Consider the following 22,489-nt stretch of genomic DNA (forward strand, 5'->3'; position numbering starts at 1 on the left):
GGCGCCTTGGGTGGACGTCGTGCCGTCTGGTGTGATCGCTCTCTCTTTGTAGGAGTCGGCTGGCGGCGACCGGGCTTGTGCTGTGCCCTCGCTGCCATGGCGGCTCCTATTCTTTTTTGCCCGATGGCGAGCGTCCCTTGACCATGGTCCTCGGCGCCGCGGTTCGCCCCCTACCAATGCACCCCGCGCGCTCCTTCGAAAGTAGCATTCGACCCCGTCGCCCTCCGTGCATTAATGCCTCTACCGGAATCGCCCGGCACAAGAAGAGGATTGACCCATGTGGCATAAACCCGCGTACACCGATCTGCGTATTGGCTTCGAAGTGACGATGTATTTCGCCAATCGTTGATGCGTTCCGCTCCGGTCAATCGTTGCGTTGGCCGGAGTCTCCTCCGATCACGGGAGCTTCCCCCATGCATATCCGCATTCTTGGTTCCGCGGCCGGGGGTGGCTTCCCGCAGTGGAACTGCAACTGCCGCAACTGCACCGGTGTGCGCAACGGCAGTGTCCGCGCCCAACGCCGGACCCAATCGTCCATCGCCTTGAGTGACAACGGGGTGGACTGGATTCTGTGCAACGCCTCGCCCGATATCCGCGTACAGCTCGAATCGTTTCCGACCCTGCAACCGGCCCGGCACCTGCGGGATTCGGCGATTGCCGGGGTGGTGCTGCTGGACAGCCAGATCGACCATTGCACCGGGCTGCTCAGCCTGCGCGAAGGCTGCCCTCATCAAGTCTGGTGCACCGAGATGGTCCATCAGGACCTGAGCAGCGGTTTCCCGTTGTTCAACATGCTCAGCCACTGGAACGGCGGCCTGCAATGGCAGCCCATCGACCTGACCGGCGAGGCCTTCAGCATCGCCGCCTGCCCCAACCTGCTGTTGCGGGCGATCCCTTTGCGCAGCAGCGCGCCCCCGTATTCACCCCACCGCGGCAACCCCCACCCCGGGGACAATATCGGTTTGTTGATCGAGGACCGGCAAAGCGGCGGCACCCTGTTCTACGCCCCCGGGCTGGGGCAGGTGGATGACGCGTTGCTGGGCTGGATGCGTCGCGCCGACTGCCTGCTGGTGGACGGCACCCTGTGGCGAGATGACGAAATGCGCGTTTGCGAGGTCGGCGACAAGCTCGGCAGCGAAATGGGCCATCTGGCGCAAAGTGGCCCCGGCGGCATGCTGGAAGTGCTGGAGGGCTTCCCCCGGGCGCGCAAGGTGCTGATCCACATCAACAACACCAACCCGATCCTCGATGAGGACTCGGCAGAGCGCGCCGAGCTGACGCGGCGTGGCATTGAAGTGGCGTATGACGGGATGGATGTTTTTGTTTGAGGCAGTCGTAAGCCGTAAGCCGTAAGCCGCAAGCCGCAAGCTTGAAGCTTGAAGCTTGAAGCTCCGAGCTCCACACCGCACATAGCGCGCTGCGCGCCGTTGCTTTAGGCTGGCGTTCTCTTTTCAGAACAATAAGAAACAGGCTTCCGCCATGAGCCAGAATCTCAGTCTGCTGCGTAAATTCGTTTCCCCGGAAATCATCTTCGGTGCCGGCTGTCGGCATAACGTCGGCAACTACGCCAAAACCTTCGGTGCGCGCAAGGTCCTGGTGGTCAGCGACCCCGGGGTGATCGCCGCCGGCTGGGTCGCCGATGTCGAGGCCAGCCTGCAGGCCCAGGGCGTCGATTACTGCCTGTACAGCGCCGTCTCCCCCAACCCCAGGGTCGAGGAGGTGATGCTCGGCGCCGAGATTTACCGCGAGAACGGTTGCGACGTGATTGTCGCGGTCGGCGGCGGCAGCCCCATGGACTGCGGCAAGGGCATCGGCATCGTGGTCGCCCACGGCCGCAGCATCCTCGAGTTCGAGGGCGTGGACACCATCCGCGTGCCCAGCCCGCCGCTGATCATGATTCCCACCACAGCCGGCACCTCGGCGGACGTGTCACAGTTCGTGATCATTTCCAACCAGCAGGAACGCATGAAGTTCTCCATCGTCAGCAAGGCGGTGGTGCCCGATGTGTCGCTGATCGACCCGGAAACCACCCTTGGCATGGACCCGTTCCTGTCCGCCTGCACCGGCATCGACGCCCTGGTGCATGCCATCGAGGCGTTCGTCTCCACCGGCCACGGCCCGCTCACCGACCCCCACGCCCTGGAAGCCATGCGCCTGATCAACGGCAACCTAGTGCAGATGATCGCCAACCCGGCGGACATCGCCCTGCGGGAAAAGATCATGCTCGGCAGCATGCAGGCCGGGCTGGCGTTCTCCAATGCGATTCTCGGCGCGGTGCACGCCATGTCCCACAGCCTCGGCGGCTTCCTCGACTTGCCCCACGGCCTGTGCAACGCGGTGTTGGTGGAACATGTGGTGGCCTTCAACTACAGCTCGGCGCCGGAGCGTTTCAAGGTGATCGCCGAGACCTTTGGCATCGACTGCCGGGGCCTTAACCAGCGGCAGATTTGCGGGCGCCTGGTGGAGCACCTGATCGCCCTCAAGCACGCCATCGGCTTCCACGAAACCCTGGGCCTGCATGGCGTCAGCAGCAGCGACATTCCGTTCCTTTCGCAGCACGCGATGGACGACCCGTGCATCCTCACCAACCCGCGTGAATCCAGCCAGCGTGATGTCGAGGTCGTGTATGGCGAGGCCCTCTGAGGAGCAGCAACGGGCCCTGGCCGGGTTGCTGGGACTGGGCAACCATTCGGCGCGCAAGAGTCACTACCCGGAACTGGCGGCGCGCCTGGAAGACCTGGAAACCGAACGCAATCGCTATAAATGGCTGTTCGAGCATGCGGTGCACGGCATCTTCCAGGCCAGCCTGCTGGCCGGCATGCGTGCGGCCAACCCGGCCCTGGCGCGCATGCTCGGGTACAGCGACCCGCAGGAGGTGCTGTTTTCCCTGGCGGACCTGGCGGGCAACCTGTTTGTTGGCGGCGCTGCGGAGCTGGAGGCCATCGGTGACCGGCTTGAGCGCGAGCGCAGCCTGCTGGGGTATGAAACCCAGTTGCGGCGCAAGGACGGCAGCAGCATCGATGTGCTGATGAACCTGCTGCTCAAGCCTGACGAGGATGGCCTGGTGGAGGGCTTTGTCGCCGACATCACCGAGCGCAAGCTGGCCCAGCAACGCCTGGAGCAACTCAACGACCAGTTGGAACAACGGGTGGCGGCGCGCACCGATGAGTTGCTGGAGGCCAACCGCAACCTGCAGCAGCAGATTGCCGAGCGCGAGCGTGTCGAGCGTGACCTGCGCGAGGCCCGGGACGCTGCCGAGGCCGCCAACCGCAGCAAGGACAAGTACCTGGCCGCCGCCAGCCATGACCTGCTGCAGCCTTTGAACGCTGCGCGCCTGCTGATTTCCACCTTGCGCGAGCGGCAGTTGCCGGCCAGCGAACAGGTGCTGGTGGAGCGTACGCATCAGGCCCTGGAAGGCGCCGAAGACCTGCTCACCGATCTGCTGGACATTTCCAAGCTGGACCAGGCTGCGGTCAAGCCGGACCCGGCCCTGTATCGCCTGGATGAGCTGCTGGCGCCCCTGGCGTCGGAGTTCCAGTCAGTGGCCGAGGCCGCCGGGCTGACCTTGCGGTCGCGGATCGGCGACTTCGCCTTGCACACCGATTTGCGCCTGTTGACACGGATCCTGCGTAACTTCCTCAGCAACGCCTGCCGTTACACCGAGCAGGGCAGCATCCTCTTGGGCGCGCGGCGTCGGGGCGAGTTTTTGCGCCTGGAAGTCTGGGACACCGGACGCGGCATTGCTGCCGACCGCCTGGACTCGATCTTCCTGGAATTCAACCAACTGGACGTGGGCCGGGCTGCCGACCGCAAAGGCGTGGGCCTGGGCCTGGCGATCGTCGAACGCATCGCCAAGATCCTCGGTTACCGGGTGCTGGTGCGTTCCCAGCCGGGGCGCGGTTCGATGTTCGGCATTGAGGTGCCACTGTCCCGGGAAGTGCCACTGCCCATCAGCCTGGCGCTGCCGCAACCGGGCGCTGGCAATCCGTTGCCGGGGCGCCGGCTACTGGTGCTGGACAACGAAACCAGCATCCTCGAAAGCATGGCCGCGCTGCTCGGCCAATGGGGCTGCGAGGTGCTCACCGCTACCGATCAGGCGGCGGCCCTGGAGGTCCTGCAGGGACGAGCGCCGGAGCTGATCCTGGCGGACTTCCACCTGGATCACGGGGTGACCGGGTGCGAGGTGGTCAAGCAGTTGCGCGAGCATTTCCAGCAGCGGGTGCCAGCGGTGATCATCACCGCCGACCGCAGCGACCAGTGCCGCCGCGCCTTGCAGAAGCTCGGCGCGCCGCTGCTGAACAAACCGGTCAAGCCGGGCAAGCTGCGGGCGGTGCTCAGTCAGTTGCTGGGCTAGGACGCCGGCTCAGATAATCCGCAGCATCCACAGCAGGCCCACGCCGATCAGGCCGATGGTCAGCGGCTTCACAACCAGCAGGCTGACCTGGGCAAAGAACGAAGGTATTTCGTCGATCACCGTCGAGTCTTCGAGCTGCTCGCGGGTCAAGGCCGTCTCGCCGTCCGGCGTGGCGAGCTTGAGCTGGGCCTCCATCTGGTCTTCGACGGCCTCCATTTTGACCATCAGGGTCCGCCCCCAGGAATACAGGGCCGCGCCAAGAAAAATCAGCAGGTAGATGACCAGGTATTTCCAGTGCGACGCGTTGCTCAGGCGAATGAAATCCGGGGTCGGGCTGTTGTCCCAGAACCAGTCCAGGGGACGGGTGTTGCTGTTAAGCCAGACGGTGAATTGGGTGATCGGGCGATTGATGGTTTCGGACATGGCGGTGCCGTTGTCCAGGCGCCAGTGCAGCATCTTGAGGGTTGAGAAGACCGTGGAAATCAGCGCGGCGCTGAAGGTCAGCGCGCCTGCCGCGATGCTGAGCCGGTAGAGCAACTGGGCGCGTAGATAGTTCATGTGTGCTTCCTGCCATGACGAGTCGGGCGGCAATACTATATTTCGAGGCCGCTGGCCGATAGGCCTTTTAGTTGGGGGCGTGGCGGCCTGTCGCCGTTGCCTACGCAGGTTTCTTCCAGCCCGTGCTGTCACAGGGGCTATCCTTGAGCCCCATCTGCCGGCGGACTCACCCACCCATGCTCGATGTACACGCGGTCTACAAAGGTTACGCCACGCCCCAGGGCCCGCTGACGGTGTTGCAGGGTGTGGACCTGCACTTGGCCCAGGGCAGCAGCCTGGCGCTGATGGGGGAGTCGGGCAGCGGCAAGAGCACCTTGCTGCATCTGGTCGCCGGGCTGGACCGGGTAGACGGCGGCAGCATTCGCATCGACGGGCAACCGCTGGAGCGGCTCAATGAAAGCCAGCGTGCCGGCTGGCGCCGCACGCAAGTGGGGCTGGTGTTCCAGCAGTTCAACTTGATCAGCAGCCTGCGGGTCGAAGACAACCTGGGGTTTCAGGCGCGGCTGGCGGGGCGCTTCGATCCCCGCTGGCAAGCCCAGTTGGTGGAGCGCCTGGGGCTGGGTGATTTGCTTCAGCGCTACCCCGAACAGCTCTCCGGCGGCCAGCAGCAGCGGGTGGCCCTGGGGCGGGCCCTGGCGGCGAAACCGGGCCTGCTGCTGGCTGACGAACCCACCGGCAGCCTCGACGAAGCCACGGGCGATCAGGTCCTGCAACTGTTGCTGGAGGTGTTGGCCGACAGCTCCACCAGCCTGTTGATGGTCACCCACAGCCAGCGGGTGGCCAGCCGCCTGGCGCGGACCGTGGTGTTGCAGGGTGGCCGTCTGGCCGCTGTGCAGGAGGCTTGAGGTGCGGGTCATGCGTTGGACCCTCGACGCCTTGCTCAGCCATTGGCGCCAGCACCCGGTGCAGTTTTTCAGTGTGCTGACCGGACTGTGGCTGGCCACCAGCCTGCTGACCGGGGTCCTGGCGCTGAACAGCCAGGCCCGGGACAGTTATGCCCGGGCCAGCCAACTGCTGGGCGGCGAACCCCAGTCCAGCCTGGCCACCGCCAATGGCGCCAACTTTTCCCAAGACCTCTTCATCAGCCTGCGGCGGGCTGGCTGGCCGGTGTCGCCGGTGCTGCAAGGCCGGGTGCAGCTCAAGGGACACCCAGACCAGCGCCTGCAACTGATGGGCATCGAGCCGCTGTCCCTGCCGGCCGGTTCCGCGGTGGCCGGGCAAGCCCTGGACCTTCGCAGCATCGTCGAGTTCTTCAGCCCGCCGGGCAGCACCTGGGTGGCACCGCAAACCTTGCAGGCCCTCGGCTATCAACCGGGTGAGCAACCCCAGGCCCTGGAGGGCCAGCGCTTGCCGCCGTTGCGCAGCCAGGAGGGCATGGCCCCGGGCGTGTTGCTGGTGGACATCGGCTTTGCCCAGGCCGTGCTGGGGCAGCCCGGGCAACTGTCGCGCCTGCTGCTGCCCAGGGAGTTCGCCAGCCGAATGCCGCCGTTGCCCGAGGCCCTTGCGGGGTTGTTGCAACTGCGCCCGGGTATGCAAGACAACGACTTGTCACGGCTCACCGAAAGCTTTCACCTGAACCTCAATGCCTTGGGTTTCCTGTCATTCGTGGTCGGGCTGTTTATCGTCCACGCTGCCATCGGCCTGGCCCTGGAACAGCGTCGTGGCCTGTTGCGCACGGTGCGTGCCTGCGGCGTCAGTGCGCGGATGCTGATCCTGTGCCTGGGGCTGGAATTGGGTGCTCTGGCCCTGTTGGGCGGCGTGGCCGGGGTGGCCAGTGGTTACCTGCTGGCGGCGCTGTTGCTGCCCGACGTGGCCGCCAGCCTGCGCGGTTTGTATGGCGCCGAAGTGGCGGGGCAGTTGAGCCTGAGCCCCTGGTGGTGGCTCAGCGGCATTGGCTTGAGCCTGCTGGGCGCGTTGCTGGCCGGTGCCAACAGCCTTTTGCGTGCCGCACGCTTGCCGTTGCTGGCCCTGGCCAACCCCCAAGCCTGGCATCAAGCCCATGCCCGCTGGCTGCGCCGCCAGGCTTGGGTCGCCGCGCTGGCGGTGGTAGTGGCTGTCACGGCGTGGTGGTTGGGCGACAGCCTGGGCAGCGGCTTTGTGCTGATGGCGGCCTTGTTGCTGGGTGCTGCCCTGGCGCTGCCGGTGTTGCTGAATGCCTTGCTCGGTGGGTTGTTGGGGCGCAGTCGCTCGGTGCTGGGGCAATGGTTTGTCGCCGACTGCCGCCAGCAACTGCCGGCCCTGAGCCTGGCGTTGATGGCGCTGCTGCTGGCCCTGGCGGCCAATATCGGTGCCGGCAGCATGACCGCCGGTTTCCGCGAGACCTTCAACGACTGGCTCGAACAACGCCTGACTGCCGAGCTGTACCTCAACCCGCAAGACCCGACCCAGGCCCGCGAGCTGCAACAGTGGCTGCCCACTCAGCCGGAGGTGCAGGCAGTGCTGCCCAGTTGGCTGGTGCCGTTGCCATTGCAGGGTTGGCCGGCGGAGCTGTACGGGGTGATCGATCACCCGACCTACCGCCAGCATTGGCCCCTGCTGGAAGCTCTGGGGGACAAGCCCTGGGAGCAACTGGCCCATGGCGACAGCCTGATGCTCAGCGAGCAGTTGGCGCGCCGGCTCAAGGTACGCCTGGGTGATCGCTTGCCGATCCCGGTACCCGACGGCCAATGGGCACCGCAGGTGGTGGGGATCTATGCCGACTACGGCAACCCCAAGGGCCACGTACTGGTTAATGTCGAGCACCTGTTGCAGCACTGGCCGGGGCTGGCGCCGAGCCGCTTCAACCTGCGGATTGCGCCGTCCGCCATCGGGCCTCTGGTTGCCGCCTTGCATCAGCGCTTTACGCTCGACGACAGCCGCATCGTCGATCAGGCGCAACTCAAGGGCTGGTCGAGCCAAGTCTTCGAGCGCACCTTCGCCGCCACGGCTGCCCTTAACAGCCTGACCCTGGGCGTGGCCGGCGTGGCGCTGTTTATCAGCCTGCTGACCCAGAGCCAGAGCCGCCTTGGCCAGTTGGCGCCGCTGTGGGCCCTGGGCGTGACCCGGCGCCAGTTGATGCTGCTCAACCTGGGCCAGACCTGGCTGCTGGCGGTGCTGACCCTGGTGCTGGCGTTGCCCTTGGGTATCGCCCTGGCCTGGTGCCTGGATACGGTGATCAACGTCCAGGCCTTTGGCTGGCGCCTGCCATTGCGGGTGTTCCCGTGGCAGCTCGCGCAGTTGTTGGGCTTGGCGCTGCTGGCCACCTTGCTGGCGTCGGCGTGGCCGCTGTTCAAACTCTACCGCACGCAACCGGTGGACCTGCTGAGGACCTTTGCCGATGAGCGTTGAATGGGCACGGGGCCTGGTGCTGTTACTGCTGCTGGGTTTGAGCGGATGCGATCAGTCGAGCGAACCGCAGCAGGGCTTTGCCGGGTTGGGCAACCAGGCGGCCGAGTTCACTCAGGTGGTGCCCGGTCGGGTATTCAGCTTTCCGGCCGATCACGGCGCCCATGAGGGGTTTCGCATCGAATGGTGGTACCTCACCGCCGATCTGGTGGACCCGAGTGGTCAGCGCTTCGGGGTGCAGTGGACGTTGTTTCGCAGCGCCTTGCGCCCTGGCCCCGAGCAGCCGGGCTGGCATTCGCCGGTGGTGTGGCTGGGGCACGCGGCGGCGACCTCGGCCAGCAGCCACCATGCGGCCGAGCGCTACGCCCGGGGCGGCGTTGGCCAGGCCGGGGTGAGTGCCCAGCCGTTCCAGGCCTGGATCGATGACTGGGGGGTGCGCAGCCTGTCAGCGGCAGGCGACCCCCTTGCGCACCTGCACGTGCAGGCCAACGGGCCGGGGTTCGCTTACCAACTGCAATTGCGCACTCAGCAGCCGCTGGTGCTGCAGGGTGAGCAGGGCTATAGCCGAAAGTCAGATCAGGGCCAGGCGTCCTATTACTACAGCCAGCCGTTTTTCCAGGCGACGGGCAGCCTGCAGATCGATGGCCAGACCTATCAGGTCAGCGGTCCGGCCTGGCTTGATCGCGAGTGGAGCAGCCAGCCCCTGGCGGCCGGGCAGAGTGGCTGGGACTGGTTCTCCCTGCACCTGGACAGTGGCGAGCGGCTGATGCTGTTCCGCGTCCGAGAAAGCACCGGTGCGCACTACATCACCGGCACCTGGATCAGCGCCGACGGGCGAACCCGGACCTTGCACAAGGGGGAGATCGAGCTGTTGCCCTTGGATGTTTCCAAGGTCGAGGGCCGTGAATTGCCCACCCGCTGGCAGTTGAAAATTCCCTCCAAGGGCCTGGACGTCACGACTCAGGCACTCAACCCCAAGGCCTGGATGAACCTGCGCATTCCTTACTGGGAAGGGCCGGTGCACATCAGCGGCAGCCACGGTGGCAGCGGCTACCTGGAAATGACCGGTTATTGAGGCGGCAGCCGAAGAAAAATCCGACCGTCAAACACCCGTTTTTACGGGCTACTCCGAACAATTCTGGCGGGAATTGTGTGCAGTTTTTTTCAGAATCTGGGCAAGGACTTTCCTTGTTCATTCGATTAAAATAGCGCCCGTTCGCCCGGTGCAAAGGCTCTTTACCAGTGCATGGATTGCCGAGGCCATAGCACTGGGCGAACACCTTTTGTGGGGGGCTTGCCCTCAATACTTCACAGTCCGCAATGGACCGATTTTCTCGCTCAACGCTGCCGTAAATTCCCCCTCATCGGCAAACCGCCCCTCTTCGATAAAGCTCAGAAACCACTCGGCCTGCAAGGCTGTGAACACGGCCCACCAGTGTGGCTCGCTGGCCGCGGCAGGGTAATCACGCTGCCTGCCAGACCATGCCCCTTACCCTCGGTCAGCATGATGCTGCGGTCTTGCAGGCAGTAGGCAATCTGCTTGGGCCAGTCGGCGTGATGGGGGTATTGGGGGTACAGGTCTTTTTCGGCGATCACGTAGTAGAGCTTCATACGCCGATCACCATGGGCGCGACTTGGCCTTGGCGACAGCGCTCGACGAACGCCAGTGCCGCCTGCGGGTCACGCTGGAACTGCTCGAAGGCGGCAGCGTCCAGCTCGAAGTAGTGGTCGAACTCGATCAGGCACCCGTTGGGGCGCAACGGCATCGACACATAGGTCCTGCCCGACTCCGTTTCGATGCCGATGCAAAACTGCTCGACGCGGTTGATGAACACATCGTGATAGGTCATGGGTGCTCTCGGTAATCAATGGATTGGCCCAGCAGGAAGTGCAGGAAGCCCCTATCGTCGAGGGGGCTCCAGCTGTCGTTGTCGTGCAGGTAGATCGACACCTGAGGCAGGCAATGGCCCTTGCTGATGGGAAAGCCATAGAGGTCGCCACAGCCATTGTCGGAAAACACCACATGCGCCCCACGCAAATGGGCGCACTGCTGGTTGCGCTGGATCAGGTTGAAATCACTGGCTTCATCCAGCGAGTAGACGATGCCCAGCCCGAAGTAGCCGCCACCGTAGCGGCTGATGAAACTCAGATAGTCCTCGGGCAGCAGGCAGTTCAACTGCTGCTGGGCATGCTCGATCTGGCCGGCGCTTGGCGGCTGGTCCGGCTCCAGCGCGAACCAGATCGGTTGCTCCTGGCGTGCGCTGTCGATGAGGCGGTTGAAGTGCTCAAAACGGTTCGGTGGTGGCGCAGTGGTCATTTCGGTTCTGGACCTGGTCTGGTGGGTTGGGCCCGTGGCGATAAGTGGGTGGCGTGGCGCTTTGGCGTGACTGTCACGGGCTGATGGTCAGTTGCCTGACCAAGTTGCCGCCTCAGGTTGGCTGGCCCGCTCGCAGTGGTAGCTGCCGGCAATGACGCTCAGCACCGGGCGAGCGCTCCAGGCACAGATAAAGCTGTAGCTGTGGGGGCTTGATGTCAGTTCCTGTGGATCGACCTGGGCCATTAACAGGGGCATGGCAGCCATACTCAATTCGGCGATCTGCGAGCCCTCGGCGCCCAGGCTCTGGAACGCCACCAGGTCGTTGAAGGACAGCACCCATGGCTGCTCCTGCCAGTCGATGAATTCAACCCGCAAAAGCCCGGGGCGGCTGCTGATGCCTTGGATGCTACCGTCGACCACCGAGAACGACGCGTCTGGCTGGAGGGGAGGGTGTGATGGCCGGTTCATCGTTCAACGCCATGCAGGGTCAGGTCCTGGGCGACCAGTTCGACCCATCCCGTATGGGCCTCTGTGTGGGGGTGGAGGCTGATCAGGACGATAGAGCCATGCAGGTTGAGCACGGCTGTGCCATCCGCTTCCAGGGCCACCAGCTCGGCGCACAGGTGCAGCCCATCAGCCTGCACGTTCAGGCTGGCGCTGTGGCGCTGAGTCGGCTTCAGGTTGTGCCCCCAACGGAATTCATCATCGAGGTCGAGCTCGACTTCGCACCAGGTGTCGACTGAAGGCAGTGGGCCTGACCAGTTGGCTTCGCCCGTACCGCACGCGCTGAAAAAACTGACCCGTGGTGGGGTGGATGGGTGGATCTGCAAGAGGCGAACGTTCATGGCTGCAAACACAGGCTGGAAAGACCGTGGGATTGCAGGTGCTGTTGCACACGCGCCACCTGCGAAGCGTCGGGTTTGTGCGTGCTGCACGCGCGGTAAATATCGTTGAGCACCCGGTGCGCATCCCGGCCGCAGATCGCGGCAACCAGCTCGGCCAGATTGCGGTCGGAAAAGTGCTCGTAGAGCAAGGCCAGCAGCGGCAGGTAATCCCCATCGGGCAGGCCCTGTGGGTAGGCGGCATGGAGCATATTCAGACTGCTTTGCATGGGGGGAACACCTCGCGTCGGGCCATGACCATCGGCTTAAAGCACACGCAGGTCATGCAGGTGCAACAGGCCGTCATCGCCCTGGAACAGCACCTCCAGGGACAGGGTCAGGTCGCTCAGGCCTTCCTCTGCCGTCCACAGCGGTACATCCAGATGCAGGCCCGAACCATCCTTGTAGGGGTAGGCCTCGATGCTGTCCATAAAGGTCGGGGGAGGGGTGACGAGCCTGGCGCCGTACTCACGCACGCGTGCGTGCAGGTCGTCTGCACGCAGCCGCCCGAGCCAGCCTGCGGTGGCGATTTTTGTGTAGTCAGCCGCGACCAGTGCGTCGATCAGCTCGCGGATCTGCTGTTGCAGAGGGGGGGCGACGTCCATGGTCCAGTCCCTGTCAGGTGAGCGCGGAGCCTGAATTGATGCGGTGTTTTTTACAAGCCGGTGGCAGGCTTTTTTATCTGCAGCCAGGCCACCGATCAGGCATGGGGTACATGGGTGCGCAGTTCAATTCCCAGGGCACGCATGACCTTGAGTACGGTGTCGAAGCGCGGCTTGGCACCGGGAGCGAAGGTTTTGTACAGGCTGGCGCGGCCCAGGCCCGAGTCGCGGGAAACCTGGGCCATGCCCCGTGCTCGGGCGACGTGGCCCAGGGCTCGCAGCAGTTCATCGGTATCGCCGTCGGCGAGGATCTGGGACAGGTACTCGCTGATGGCCTCGTCACTGTCGAGCAGGGTGGCGATGTCGAAGGGAATCAGTGTGTCAGCCATTTAAAACTCCTTTGCCAGGGCCCGGGCTTTTTGGATATCGGCGGCTTGGGTGGCCTTGTTGCCGCCCTGCAGCAGAATGATCAGCCAGGTGCCACGCCGGATGAAATAAATGCGGTAGCCGGCGCTGATATCTACACGCATTTCACAGAGTTCGCCGCCCAGGGCCTTGACGTCGCCGAGGTTGCCCGCCGCCGCACGTTCAAGACGCCGTGCGATGGCGATCCGGGCCCGCAGATCGCGAAGCGAGGAGTGCCAGCGCGCAAAGACGGGCGTCTGCTGGAGGGTGTAGTTCATGGTGGAGTGTATCCATATGGAGACTTATTACAATGCCGTCGTGCAACTGATCCGACTGGCGGTCCATGGCGAATGCCTGGCTATCAGGTAAGCAGCAGAGGGGGAGGAGGGGGCGCGATTTTCGTATCGGAATGTTGAGTGGGCGACATTAGTCGGGGGATTGAAGTGGGCCAAAGGTGAAGAGCGACAGCCCGTGGGAGGCGTTTTCACCCGGGTCATTTAATGCAGCGCTTTGCGTTTACTCTAAAATGCCTTCGAATGTTTGTAGCATCAGCCTCAAGTCAAAAGCCGTCGGCCCCACTTGCCCACGATTACGGGCGGTGCCGATAGGGCATTAGCGAATTTTCCAGAGCGAGTGCGCATGAGTGATTTTCAACCGTTGGCCCAATCTTGCGGCATAGCGTTGCCGGATGTGTTTGTCCGCCTGTTGGCGGATGGCAAGACCCGCTACGGCAAAGACCGCGCTGATTGGCAGAAAGAGTGGCGCAACTACAGCTTGTCGGCGCAGCCCGCGTTGTCGTGTGTCTATGACCTAGAGTGGATCGATGCTCAGGAGGCCGCTGAGTTTGTCGAGCAATGGCTCAATCCGGCCTATCAGAATGGACGGCGCTTTTTGCCCTTTGCGCAATCAGGTGCCGGTGATGCGTATTGCTTGACGCCCATGGCCGACGGGCAAATGGGCGTGGCTTTTATCTGGCATGACCAAGAGACCAGCGAAGTGGAGAACCTGTCCTTCGCTGAGTTCGTGTATCGGTTGTTGGTGGAGTCCGCGAGGGACGTTGAGCACCAGCTTGAAAGCGATTTTGACCTGAGCGATGCCCGGCAGTGTGTGATCGCCAACCTGCGATTGTTTGATGGCTACCTGCCGGAACCCTTGCGCACGGGCCTGGAGCGGGTGCGGGTGCTGATTGAGCAACGGGAGGCAGATTCACCGGCCTTGATCAGTGCCGAGGAAGCCAGGGTGGCGTTGGCCGTGCTGCCCGCGAGCGTTGTCGAGACGGTGTCGATAACCGCGTCCTGGGAGTGTGAGCCGAGCTGATTGCAAACGTGGGGGCGGCGGCGCCCTGGGCGGTTGGAAAGGCCGCCCCAGGCGAGGCCCAGCGCCCATTGAACCGCTCGATCAGGGGCCGGGTCGTGGCCATAAAACAGTCTTCGACCAGTGATGGCTATTTGATCGTGCGCTGATAGACTGCCTAGCATTATTCCCCTTCATGCTTTTTCTCTCCGCACAGTTTCAACGGAGGAGCCTTGGGCCCTGCGCAGCACAGCAAAGGCAAAGGACTGTCATTGGCCAAGAGGCTATACAAATCGCGCATTCTGGGCCTCGGCCTGGGGCTGATTTGTGTCGCGGCCGGCCTTTACCCCTTGCATCCTCCCGCTTGGCTGTGGGGGCTCATGTTGTTCAACGCCTTCATCTGGCCCCATGTGGCTTATCAATGGGCGCGTCGGGCGCGGGTGCCGTTCTGGGCTGAGCATCGCAATCTGCTGGTGGACTCCTTGATGGGCGGCTTCTGGGTCGCGGCCATGCAGTTCAACCCGCTGCCTCTGGCTACCACCTTGGGGATGATGGCGATGCACAACGTCGCCATTGGCGGCATGCGTTTCTTTTTGTTCGGCTCGCTGGCCCAGGCCTTGGGCATCGGCATATCCCTGCTGCTGTTCCCCGTGACCTCGGTGCCCGACACCACGCCGCTGCAGTTGTATGCCTGCTTGCCAATGTTGACCCTGTATCCGCTGGTGCTGGGTTACATCTGCTACCAGCAGGCCTTCACCCTGGGCCGGCATAAACGTGAATTGCTGGCGCTGAGTCGCACTGACAGCCTGACCGGGCTGCTCAACCATGGTGCCTGGAAAGACCAGTTGGACATCGAGTTCCAGCGTTGCAAGCGCCAGCAGCAGGGCGGGGCGATCGCCTTGATCGATATCGATCATTTCAAGGTCATCAACGACACCTACGGCCATGTGGCGGGGGACATCGTACTGCGCCAACTGAGCAAGATCCTCCGGCAGAACCTGCGGGTCAGCGACCTGGCCGGGCGTTATGGCGGCGATGAGTTCTGCGTGATTTTGCCGGATGTGCCCATTGCCCATGCGGCGCAGTTGATGGAAGCGCTGCGGGACCGGTTCAGCGCGCTGGGCTATGAGCAGAACCCTGCATTGCAGGTCAGCCTGAGCATTGGCCTGGCGGCGTTCGACCCTCTGCATGCGGATGCCCTCGGCTGGCTGAATGACGCCGACCTGGCCTTGTACGAGGCCAAGAGCACGGGGCGCAACAAGGTCGCCTATCGGCCTTGGGATGAACAGTCGCTGCGCCTGATGACCTCACACTGACGCCACGCCGCCCTGGCTGGTGTTGGCGCCCCCTACGCTGATTTCCCTGGTTTCCCCTCCATCAGCAGCGCAGTTAGCGCACCAGGCTGCCGCGGAACGCTGCGCTCAGGGCGCGCAAGGTGGCCTGGGTCCGGGCATCGCCGGCACGGGTATGAAGCACGATCTCCGTCAGCGGCAGGCTCGGCAGGCCCAGGCGTTCGCCCACTTCCACGGCGCCGCTCGGTGCCACGCGGTGGGCCAGGGCGGCCACCCCCAGCCCGGCACTCACCGCTGCGCCCACGGCCATCACGCCACCTCCGATAAACACTTCGCGCCAGGCCACTGCGGCGGCGTCCAGCACCTGCACTGCCAGTTGCCGTACGCCACAAGGTGCGGCCAGGGTCGCCAGGGGCAGGGGCGCCTCCGGCGAATGCTGCCAGTGGGGGGCGGCAAACCAGCCCATGGGCTCGGCCACCAGCACTTCGCCGTCCTGCCGGGCACCCTCGTTGCGCACGATGGCGGCGTCCAGTTCATGGCGGTCGAAGGCCGCGGTCAGCTCCCGGGACGCGGCGATGCGCACTTCGATCAGCAACAAGGGGTCGTACGTGGCGATGCGCCCCAGCATGTGCGGCAGATCGGGCCCGGCCACATGGTCGCTGATGCCGATCACCAGGCGCCGTTTCGGCGCGGCCTGCTGGTGGTCCAGGGCCCGCTCATGGGCGTGCAGCAGGTCCCGGGCGGCGACGATAAAGGTCTCGCCTTCTGCAGTCAGGCGCACATGGCGCGGCGTGCGTTCGAGTAGCCGGTAGCCCAGGCGTTCCTCCAGGCGCTTGAGTTTGAGGCTGATGGCCGCCTGGGAGGTGTCCAGGGCCTGGGCGGCGCGGGTGAAACTGGCGAAGTCGGCGATCAGGACAAAGGCCTGCACGGTGTCGAGGTCCAGGGGCTTGGTGGGCTCAGACATAGCAATCTCTTATCACAGATATATTTGGCGATATCTTGTTGTAATCATCAGGGCTGCGCAAGCTGGCAACACCTTCCGTGCACTGGAGCACTGCTATGTTTGCCAAACAGTATTCTCACCGCCTGCCCGCCGATTACGACATGGGCCTGATCCGCCGTCGGGCGGCAGAACGGGGGCCTTTGTGGGACCAGGTCCCGGGTTTGCTGTTCAAGGTCTTCGCCGGCCAGGAGCGGGGTGTACACGGCGCGTCGCACAACGGTTATGCGTCGATTTACCTGTGGGCTGATCCCTCGGCAGCGGGGGCGTTCCTGATGGGCCCGGGGTTTCAGGGGGTGATCGATTCATTCGGCCGCCCGGTGATCGAGTCCTGGCTGCCCCTGGACTGGCGTCGCGGCCCGGCGACGCAAGCCCGAGCGCTGTACCGCGAGAGCTGCGACATCGATCCGCAGGCCGATCGGGCCCAACTGCTGGCCGAGGAACAGCAACGCAACCAGGCCATCGCCGCCGACCCAGAGACCTTTGCGGTGTTCGTGGCCCTGGACCTGCAAGCCTGGCGATTGTTGCGTTTTACCCTGTCGTCCGGAGCGCCGGTTCCTGCTCACGGGGTCGAGCACTATGAAGTGCTGTACCTGGCGCAGCCCGGGCTCAAGGCCGTCGCAGGCTGACACGGCAGGCTGGGAAACGGGCCTCGACCCGTGCTACAAACCCCGCCTCAACCCTGGCTGTCCTTTATCGAGACCCCCCCTGTGCAGGCGACCCGCTTGACCCTGATGTGCCACGGCCGCACCGCCGCCCAGAAGCGTGCCTGTTTCCCCCTGGATGAGCCGCTGGACATGCCCTGGTCAACCCCCAAGGGCAGCCGCGCCGGGCAGTTCAAGGGCACGCCGCGCCTGCTGTGCGGGCCTGAACTCAGGGCGCGGCAGACCGCCGAGCTGTTCGCCGGGCCGGCGACCATCGTTCCAGCCCTGCGGGACCTCGACCTGGGCTGCTGGCAGGGGCAGGGCCTCGATCAGGTGCAACAACAGCAGCCCGATGCCTTGCAGGCCTGGCTTGATGACAGCGCTGCGGCGCCCCACGGCGGTGAGTCCTTGCTGCAACTCCAGGCGCGCCTTGCGCGGTGGTTACAGGAAGTCTCTGCGCAGCCTGGGCATCTGCTGGCCATCACCCATCCCTGGGTGATCCGGGTGGCGCTGGCCCAGGTGCTGAATTGCCCGTTGCACAGCTGCCGGCAGATGGACGTGGAGCCGCTGTCGAGCCTGGAATTGCGCTTCAATGGGGGGTGGCGGTTGCGCCTGCAAGCCAACAACGAGGATGTGCAGGGTTGAACCGACGCTGACGCAAACCATGCTGACTCAGCCCCCTGGCCCCACCGATCACGACCCGCCCCGAGAGCCTGTCCCCATGAAAACCCTTCTGATCATCGGCATTGGTGCCGGCAACCCCGACCACATCACCGTGCAGGCGATCAAGGCGTTGAATCGCAGCCAGGTGATTTTCCTGATGGACAAGGGTGCCCGTAAGGACTCGTTGGTCGACCTGCGCCGCGAGCTGTGTCGGCAGCACATCGCCGGCGGCGACTACCGGTTTGTCGAGGCGCCCAGCCCCGAGCGCGAGCGTGGGGAGGTGGACTATCAGAGCAGCGTCGAGGCCCTCAACCTCGCTAAGCAGCAACTGTTCGAGCGGCTGATAAATGAAGAACTGGCGGACGGTGAGACCGGGGCTTTCCTGGCCTGGGGCGACCCGGCGCTGTACGACAGCACGATCCGCATTCTCCAGGGGCTCCTCGCGGCGGGGCAGTGCCGGTTCGAGTTCGAGGTGATCCCCGGCATCACCAGCGTCCAGGCCCTGGCGGCGCGGCACCGGGTGCCGTTGAACCGCATCGGTCGCTCCCTGGAAATCACCACCGGGCGCCGTGTGGCTGCGGGCCAGTTCAGTGAGGCCGACAGCCTGGTGGTGATGCTCGATGCCGAGGACGCTTACCAGCACCTGCGTGGTCAGGATTGGGATATTTTCTGGGGCGCCTACCTGGGCACACCTGAGGAAATCCTGGTGGCCGGTCGCCTCGACGAGGTGGCGGATGAGATCCAGCGCCAGCGCACGGCGGCCCGCGCCGCGAACGGCTGGATCATGGACACGTATCTGCTGCGCAAACCCTAGGCACCGGCTGCGCACATCCTGGGCGCAGCTGCCAGCCTCGGCGCTAGGGGTTGAGGTCAGCGCCGCTTCGGCCGAACCGCTCGCGGTACGCCGATGGCGGCAAGCCCACCACGCTGCGAAAGGCCACACGAAAACTCTCCACCGAGCGATAACCGCAACGTTGGGCGATGTGCTCGGTGGTGTCGGTGCCACTTTCCAGCAGTTCCCGGGCCCGGGCCAGCCGCTCGTGTTGCAGCCAGGCCTTCGGCGTGGCGCCGGTGGCGTCGCTGAAACGCCGCAGAAAGGTGCGTTCGCTCATCAGCGCCTGGCCGGCCAGGTCGCGCACTTCCAGTGGCTCGTGCAGGTGCTCGCGGGCCCATTGCATGACTCGCGACAAATCGTTGCGCGGCGTGCGCCCCACCGGGGTCGGGATAAATTGCGCCTGGCCGCCGGTGCGTTGCGGTGACATCACCAGGCGCCGGGCCACGCTGTTGGCTACCGCCGTGCCGAAATCCCGGGCCACCAGATGCAGGCAGGCGTCGATTCCGGCCGCACTGCCGGCCGAGGTGATCAGTTGCCCGGAGTCGACATAGAGCACATCCGGGTCGACTCGTATCTTCGGAAAGCGCTCGGCCAGTTCGTCGGTGTAGCGCCAATGGGTGGTAGCGCCCAGGCCATCGAGCAAGCCGCTGGCGGCCAGGGCAAACACCCCGGAGCAGATCGACAGCAGCCGCGCACCGCGCTGGTGAGCCCGCTGCAGGGCCTCGATCAGCAGGGGCGGCAAGGGCTCGCTGCGGCTGCGCCAGCCGGGGATGATTATCGTCTGCGCCTGCTCCAGTAGGTCCAGGCCGCCATCGGCCAACACCTGGATGCCACCGGTGGCGCGCATCGGGCCACTGTCCACGGCGACGATGCAATGCCGGTACCAGGGGAAATCGAACTCCGGCCGCGGCAGGCCGAAGATCTCCACAGCAATGCCGAATTCAAAGGTGCAGAGGCCGTCATAGGCCAGGATGGCGACCAAACCGGGGGCAGTGTGCATTTGGCGGAAAGTTACCAGTCAATGTCTGGGCCGCCACTGTAGCGCCAGGGGCGCAGCGGATAAAGTCCTTCCCAGCCCTTATCGACTCCTGGAGAGCGCCCATGACCAGCCTGGTCCGTGATATTCCCGCCGCCCCTTCGGCCATTGCCCTGATGCATTTTTCCAACCGCCTGACCTTCGAGACCGATTGTTCCGACGTACACGCTAGCCAAGCCGCCGGGGAGGTGGATTTTGTCCTGGTGGACGTGCGCGGCCCTGGCGCGTTCGAGCGCGGGCATGTGCCGGGGGCGATCAATATTCCGACACGGCAGCTTAGCGCCGAGGGCTTGGCGGCCTACCCGCGAGACACCTTGTTTGTGGTGTATTGCGCCGGGCCCCATTGCAACGGGGCGAACAAGGCGGCGGTGAAACTGGCCGCGCTGGAGTACCCGGTCAAAGAGATGATCGGCGGCGTCACGGGCTGGCTGGATGAAGGCTTTGCCTTGACCGCCGACGTGCTGCGCGAGCAACCCGTCACCTTGGCCTGCGATTGCTGAGCGGTCACTGCTTGATAGTGCGCGGACCGTTGACGACGGTCCGCGTGTGACGCTCCAACGTTCAAGGGTTTTCAACGAGACTCGCGGGTCGGATTTCGGCCGCCAACGTGCACCGTTTGGTGGCGATCCGCGGGGTTTTTAGTGGCTTTTGCAACGAACCGGGGCAGGCTTTTCGGGACGCGCGCGAGGTCATGGTTTTTTTATAAGTATTTGTCGCATCAACATAATTTCATTCCTGGGGGCGCCTCTAGACTGCTGGCCACTTCGCTGCTCAGGCAGTCGAAACCAGCCAATAAAAACCTCCGCCCCTTGGAGTTATAAATGAACAAGTTCGCGCTGTTCGGTGCCCTGGCACTGTCCCTGTTTTCCCTGACCGCCACCGCTGACGAGGCCAAGCCGATCCGCATCGGTATCGAAGCCGGCTACCCGCCGTTCTCGATGAAAACCTCCGACGGCAAACTCACCGGTTTCGACGTGACCTGGGCGACGCCCTGTGTGAGCAGATGAAGGTCAAATGCACCTGGGTCGAGCAAGAGTTCGACGGCCTGATCCCGGCGCTGAAAGTGAAGAAGATCGACGCCATCCTGTCGTCCATGACCATCACCGACGACCGCAAGAAGAACGTCGACTTCACCATCAAGTACTACCACACCCCTGCGCGCTTCGTGATGAAGGCCGGTTCGACTGTCAAAGACCCGCTGACCGAACTCAAGGGCAAGAAAGTCGGGGTGCTGCGCGCCAGTACCCACGACCGCTTCGCCACTGAAGTGCTGGCCCCGGCCGGGATCAACCTGGTGCGCTACGGCTCCCAGCAGGAAGCCAACCTGGACATGCTCGCCGGTCGCGTCGATGCCTTGCTGGCCGACTCGGTCAACCTCGACGACGGTTTCCTGAAAACCGACGCCGGCAAAGGGTTTGCCTTTGTAGGCCCTGAGTACAACGATCCGAAATACTTCGGCGGCGGTGCCGGCATTGCGGTGCGCAAGGGGGACACGGCCCTGGCGGAGCAATTCAACAAGGCCATCACCGACATCCGTGCCAACGGCAAGTACAAGCAAGTGCAAGACAAGTACTTCGATTTCGACGTCTACGGCGAGTAATTCCCTCGTTGTAAAAAGGTGGCCACGGTTGACCCGTTGGCCACCTTTTTTGTGCCTCAGTGTTTTATCCTGCGCCACGCTTTTTTTACCTGGGAGCCCCCATGCAACGCATCGACCATTCTCTGCCCTGGAGTCACCTGGGCAGCCAGCGCCAGCTCAGCGTGTTCCGTTTCGGCAGCGGCCAGCGCAAGGTGTACATCCAGGCCAGCCTGCACGCCGACGAGCTGCCGGGCATGCGCACCGCCTGGGAACTCAAGCAACGCCTGGCCGAGCTGGAAACACGCGGGCAATTGCAGGGGGTGATAGAACTGGTGCCGGTGGCCAACCCCATTGGCCTCGACCAGCATGTGCAAGGCAGCCACCTGGGGCGTTTCGAGTTGGGCAGCGGCAAAAACTTCAACCGTGCCTTCGTCGAACTCAGCGGTCCGGTGGGCGACCTGATCGGCGCGCAACTGGGCAGCGACGCGGCCGCCAACATCGTCCTGATTCGCCACGCCATGGGCCAGGTCCTGGACGCGCTGCCAGCCCCGGGGTCGCAGTTGGAAGCCCTGCACCGGCTGTTGCTGCGCCACGCCTGCGACGCCGATATCACCCTCGACCTGCACTGTGATTTCGAGGCAGCGATCCACCTGTACGCACTGCCCCAGCACTGGCCGCAATGGCAATCCCTGGCGGCACGGCTCAAGGCTGGGGTGGCTTTGCTGTGCGAGGACTCGGGCGGCAGTTCGTTCGATGAATCCTGCTCTTCGCCCTGGTTGCGCCTGGCCCGGGACTTCCCCAAGGCGACGATCCCGCCGGCCAACCTGGCCACCACCCTGGAACTGGGCAGCATGGGCGACACCCGGGTCGAGCAGGCGCGGGCCAACAGCGAGGCAATCCTCGGTTTTCTTGCGGAGCAGGGGTTTATCACCGGTGATTGGCCAGCCGCGCCCGAACACTGTTGCGAAGGCATGCCGTTCGAGGGCACCGAGTACCTGTTTGCGCCGCACCACGGCGTGGTCAGCTTCCTGCGGGACGCCGGAGAATGGGTGGAGCAGGGCGATGCCCTGTTCGAAGTGGTGGACCCGCTCAGCGATCAGGTCAGCACCGTGCGCGCCGGCACCGCGGGCGTGCTCTTTGCCCTGGATCGCGGACGCTACACCCAGCCGGGCACCTGGCTGGCCAAGGTCGCCGGACGCGACGCGATACGGGCCGGCAAGCTGATCAACGACTGACCCCCGGCCTCACCCCCAAGGATGGAACCCATGAACCGTGTTGCCCTGAGACAAAGCGCCCTGACCTGCATGGTGCTGCTGATTGTGTTTCCGCAAACCCTGATGGCCGTGTCGGCGGGGCTGATGGGGCTGCAAGCGGCCCTGAATGGCCTGGCCCGCGACCCCGTTGCCGCCTTGGGGTTGCTGTTGATGGTGCTGGCCTGCTGGTACGGCGTGCTCAGTGGCTGGATCGTCTATTTCCACCTGATGAGCGCGCAGCCGCTGTTCGAGCACAAACGTCGCTGGGCCCTGGGCTTGTGGTGCGGCATTGGCGTTTCGGTGCTGCTGATGTTCGGCGCCTACCTGCCCGTGGGCTTCAGCCCCCTGGTGATGGGCCCCGGGGTCATGGTCGCGATGGTGTTGCTGCTGTTGATGCGCCGGGCGCCGTACCAGACCTGGCCAACGGCCTGATCGAATCGCTCCTGGGTTCAG

27 protein-coding genes and 1 pseudogene are annotated in these 22,489 nt (G+C 64.3%); 16 read left to right on the forward strand and 12 right to left on the reverse strand.

What is annotated here, in order from left to right; translation table 11 throughout:
• Window positions 1-277: 277 nt before the first annotated feature.
• The 4 genes from pqqA (at window position 278) to M1B35_RS30895 (ending at window position 4,354) form a co-directional block, all read left to right on the forward strand.
• Window positions 278-349, forward strand: coding sequence for a pyrroloquinoline quinone precursor peptide PqqA (gene pqqA, locus M1B35_RS30880; protein WP_011060521.1), 72 nt, complete (start codon window positions 278-280; stop codon window positions 347-349).
• A gap of 64 nt (window positions 350-413) precedes the next feature.
• Window positions 414-1,328 carry a pyrroloquinoline quinone biosynthesis protein PqqB gene (gene pqqB / locus M1B35_RS30885; RefSeq protein ID WP_123331279.1) on the forward strand — a complete coding sequence of 305 codons (915 nt, stop codon included), beginning with the start codon at window positions 414-416 and terminating at the stop codon, window positions 1,326-1,328.
• A 151-nt stretch (window positions 1,329-1,479) separates the two neighbouring features.
• Window positions 1,480-2,643: an alcohol dehydrogenase-like regulatory protein ErcA gene (ercA, locus tag M1B35_RS30890; protein ID WP_123331281.1), complete on the forward strand. Its 1,164-nt coding sequence runs from the start codon at window positions 1,480-1,482 to the stop codon at window positions 2,641-2,643.
• Window positions 2,627-4,354, forward strand: a complete 1,728-nt coding sequence (locus M1B35_RS30895; protein ID WP_123331283.1) for a hybrid sensor histidine kinase/response regulator — start codon at window positions 2,627-2,629, stop codon at window positions 4,352-4,354. Before ercA ends, M1B35_RS30895 begins: the two co-directional genes overlap by 17 nt.
• A gap of 9 nt (window positions 4,355-4,363) precedes the next feature.
• Here M1B35_RS30895 and M1B35_RS30900 read toward each other — a convergent pair whose 3' ends face one another.
• Window positions 4,364-4,912 (reverse strand): YniB family protein, encoded by a 549-nt coding sequence (locus M1B35_RS30900; RefSeq protein WP_268263953.1) that lies wholly within the window; start codon window positions 4,910-4,912, stop codon window positions 4,364-4,366.
• Window positions 4,913-5,088: 176 nt separating this feature from the next.
• On the opposite strand from M1B35_RS30900, the gene M1B35_RS30905 reads away from it, so the two are divergent.
• The 3 genes from M1B35_RS30905 to M1B35_RS30915 are packed head-to-tail and all read left to right on the forward strand — an operon-like array spanning window position 5,089 to window position 9,311.
• Entirely contained in the window at window positions 5,089-5,757 is a 669-nt protein-coding gene (locus M1B35_RS30905) for an ABC transporter ATP-binding protein (RefSeq protein ID WP_268263954.1), read from the forward strand.
• A gap of 10 nt (window positions 5,758-5,767) precedes the next feature.
• Window positions 5,768-8,239 carry an ABC transporter permease gene (locus tag M1B35_RS30910; RefSeq protein WP_279653969.1) on the forward strand — a complete coding sequence of 824 codons (2,472 nt, stop codon included), beginning with the start codon at window positions 5,768-5,770 and terminating at the stop codon, window positions 8,237-8,239.
• The gene (locus tag M1B35_RS30915) at window positions 8,229-9,311 is read left to right on the forward strand and encodes a lipocalin-like domain-containing protein (protein ID WP_268263956.1); all 1,083 of its coding nucleotides are present in this window, start codon (window positions 8,229-8,231) and stop codon (window positions 9,309-9,311) included. Before M1B35_RS30910 ends, M1B35_RS30915 begins: the two co-directional genes overlap by 11 nt.
• Before the next feature lie 317 nt (window positions 9,312-9,628).
• Here M1B35_RS30915 and M1B35_RS30920 read toward each other — a convergent pair whose 3' ends face one another.
• From M1B35_RS30920 to M1B35_RS30960, 9 genes are all read right to left on the reverse strand, one after another.
• The gene (locus tag M1B35_RS30920; RefSeq protein ID WP_268263957.1) at window positions 9,629-9,847 is read right to left on the reverse strand and encodes a hypothetical protein; all 219 of its coding nucleotides are present in this window, start codon (window positions 9,845-9,847) and stop codon (window positions 9,629-9,631) included.
• The gene (locus tag M1B35_RS30925) at window positions 9,844-10,086 is read right to left on the reverse strand and encodes a hypothetical protein (RefSeq protein ID WP_268263958.1); all 243 of its coding nucleotides are present in this window, start codon (window positions 10,084-10,086) and stop codon (window positions 9,844-9,846) included. The genes M1B35_RS30920 and M1B35_RS30925 overlap by 4 nt, the downstream gene beginning before the upstream one ends.
• On the reverse strand, window positions 10,083-10,553 hold the full coding sequence (locus M1B35_RS30930; RefSeq protein ID WP_268263959.1) for an SMI1/KNR4 family protein: 471 nt from the start codon (window positions 10,551-10,553) through the stop codon (window positions 10,083-10,085). The genes M1B35_RS30925 and M1B35_RS30930 overlap by 4 nt, the downstream gene beginning before the upstream one ends.
• Before the next feature lie 87 nt (window positions 10,554-10,640).
• A complete protein-coding gene (locus tag M1B35_RS30935; RefSeq protein WP_268263960.1) occupies window positions 10,641-11,021 on the reverse strand; it encodes a hypothetical protein in 381 nt (126 codons plus the stop codon).
• Window positions 11,018-11,398, reverse strand: coding sequence for a hypothetical protein (locus M1B35_RS30940; protein WP_148053466.1), 381 nt, complete (start codon window positions 11,396-11,398; stop codon window positions 11,018-11,020). The genes M1B35_RS30935 and M1B35_RS30940 overlap by 4 nt, the downstream gene beginning before the upstream one ends.
• Window positions 11,395-11,664: a DUF3349 domain-containing protein gene (locus M1B35_RS30945; protein ID WP_268263961.1), complete on the reverse strand. Its 270-nt coding sequence runs from the start codon at window positions 11,662-11,664 to the stop codon at window positions 11,395-11,397. The genes M1B35_RS30940 and M1B35_RS30945 overlap by 4 nt, the downstream gene beginning before the upstream one ends.
• A 36-nt stretch (window positions 11,665-11,700) precedes the next feature.
• On the reverse strand, window positions 11,701-12,039 hold the full coding sequence (locus M1B35_RS30950) for a DUF7668 domain-containing protein (RefSeq protein ID WP_123331305.1): 339 nt from the start codon (window positions 12,037-12,039) through the stop codon (window positions 11,701-11,703).
• Window positions 12,040-12,134: 95 nt separating this feature from the next.
• Window positions 12,135-12,425, reverse strand: coding sequence for an addiction module antidote protein (locus M1B35_RS30955; RefSeq protein ID WP_123331307.1), 291 nt, complete (start codon window positions 12,423-12,425; stop codon window positions 12,135-12,137).
• Window positions 12,426-12,719 (reverse strand): type II toxin-antitoxin system RelE/ParE family toxin, encoded by a 294-nt coding sequence (locus M1B35_RS30960; RefSeq protein WP_123331309.1) that lies wholly within the window; start codon window positions 12,717-12,719, stop codon window positions 12,426-12,428.
• 361 nt (window positions 12,720-13,080) lie between these two features.
• On the opposite strand from M1B35_RS30960, the gene M1B35_RS30965 reads away from it, so the two are divergent.
• Together M1B35_RS30965 and M1B35_RS30970 are read left to right on the forward strand one after the other, a co-directional pair.
• Complete coding sequence (locus tag M1B35_RS30965) at window positions 13,081-13,758, forward strand: SMI1/KNR4 family protein (RefSeq protein ID WP_268263962.1); 678 nt, start codon at window positions 13,081-13,083, stop codon at window positions 13,756-13,758.
• Window positions 13,759-13,967: 209 nt separating this feature from the next.
• Complete coding sequence (locus M1B35_RS30970) at window positions 13,968-15,050, forward strand: diguanylate cyclase (protein WP_268263963.1); 1,083 nt, start codon at window positions 13,968-13,970, stop codon at window positions 15,048-15,050.
• Window positions 15,051-15,123: 73 nt separating this feature from the next.
• Here the strand turns inward: M1B35_RS30970 and M1B35_RS30975 are convergent, their stop codons facing one another.
• On the reverse strand, window positions 15,124-15,990 hold the full coding sequence (locus M1B35_RS30975) for a LysR family transcriptional regulator (protein WP_268263964.1): 867 nt from the start codon (window positions 15,988-15,990) through the stop codon (window positions 15,124-15,126).
• Window positions 15,991-16,085: 95 nt separating this feature from the next.
• Here M1B35_RS30975 and M1B35_RS30980 point away from each other — a divergent pair, with 95 nt between their 5' ends.
• The 3 genes from M1B35_RS30980 to cobF all read left to right on the forward strand — a co-directional run bounded on the left by M1B35_RS30980 (window position 16,086) and on the right by cobF (window position 18,147).
• Complete coding sequence (locus tag M1B35_RS30980; RefSeq protein ID WP_268263965.1) at window positions 16,086-16,655, forward strand: DUF4865 family protein; 570 nt, start codon at window positions 16,086-16,088, stop codon at window positions 16,653-16,655.
• A gap of 81 nt (window positions 16,656-16,736) precedes the next feature.
• Window positions 16,737-17,315 (forward strand): histidine phosphatase family protein, encoded by a 579-nt coding sequence (locus M1B35_RS30985; RefSeq protein ID WP_268263966.1) that lies wholly within the window; start codon window positions 16,737-16,739, stop codon window positions 17,313-17,315.
• Between the two features lie 76 nt (window positions 17,316-17,391).
• Window positions 17,392-18,147: a precorrin-6A synthase (deacetylating) gene (gene cobF / locus M1B35_RS30990; protein WP_268263967.1), complete on the forward strand. Its 756-nt coding sequence runs from the start codon at window positions 17,392-17,394 to the stop codon at window positions 18,145-18,147.
• A 43-nt stretch (window positions 18,148-18,190) separates the two neighbouring features.
• On the opposite strand, the gene ftrA is transcribed toward cobF, so the two are convergent.
• Window positions 18,191-19,168, reverse strand: coding sequence for a transcriptional regulator FtrA (ftrA, locus tag M1B35_RS30995; protein WP_268263968.1), 978 nt, complete (start codon window positions 19,166-19,168; stop codon window positions 18,191-18,193).
• 101 nt (window positions 19,169-19,269) lie between these two features.
• Between ftrA and M1B35_RS31000 the strand changes: the two genes are divergently transcribed.
• The 4 genes and pseudogenes from M1B35_RS31000 (at window position 19,270) to M1B35_RS31015 (ending at window position 22,468) form a co-directional block, all read left to right on the forward strand.
• Window positions 19,270-19,704, forward strand: coding sequence for a rhodanese-like domain-containing protein (locus M1B35_RS31000; RefSeq protein WP_268263969.1), 435 nt, complete (start codon window positions 19,270-19,272; stop codon window positions 19,702-19,704).
• Window positions 19,705-20,025: 321 nt separating this feature from the next.
• A pseudogene (locus M1B35_RS31005) lies at window positions 20,026-20,804 on the forward strand (ABC transporter substrate-binding protein).
• Window positions 20,805-20,905: 101 nt separating this feature from the next.
• Window positions 20,906-22,018 carry a M14 family metallopeptidase gene (locus tag M1B35_RS31010; protein ID WP_123331331.1) on the forward strand — a complete coding sequence of 371 codons (1,113 nt, stop codon included), beginning with the start codon at window positions 20,906-20,908 and terminating at the stop codon, window positions 22,016-22,018.
• Between the two features lie 30 nt (window positions 22,019-22,048).
• Window positions 22,049-22,468 carry a hypothetical protein gene (locus tag M1B35_RS31015; protein ID WP_268263970.1) on the forward strand — a complete coding sequence of 140 codons (420 nt, stop codon included), beginning with the start codon at window positions 22,049-22,051 and terminating at the stop codon, window positions 22,466-22,468.
• The last annotated feature ends 21 nt before the right edge of the window (window positions 22,469-22,489 follow it).

Origin of the sequence: Pseudomonas morbosilactucae (assembly GCF_023241665.1) — a bacterium.
GTDB classification, from domain to species: Bacteria; Pseudomonadota; Gammaproteobacteria; order Pseudomonadales; family Pseudomonadaceae; genus Aquipseudomonas; species Aquipseudomonas morbosilactucae.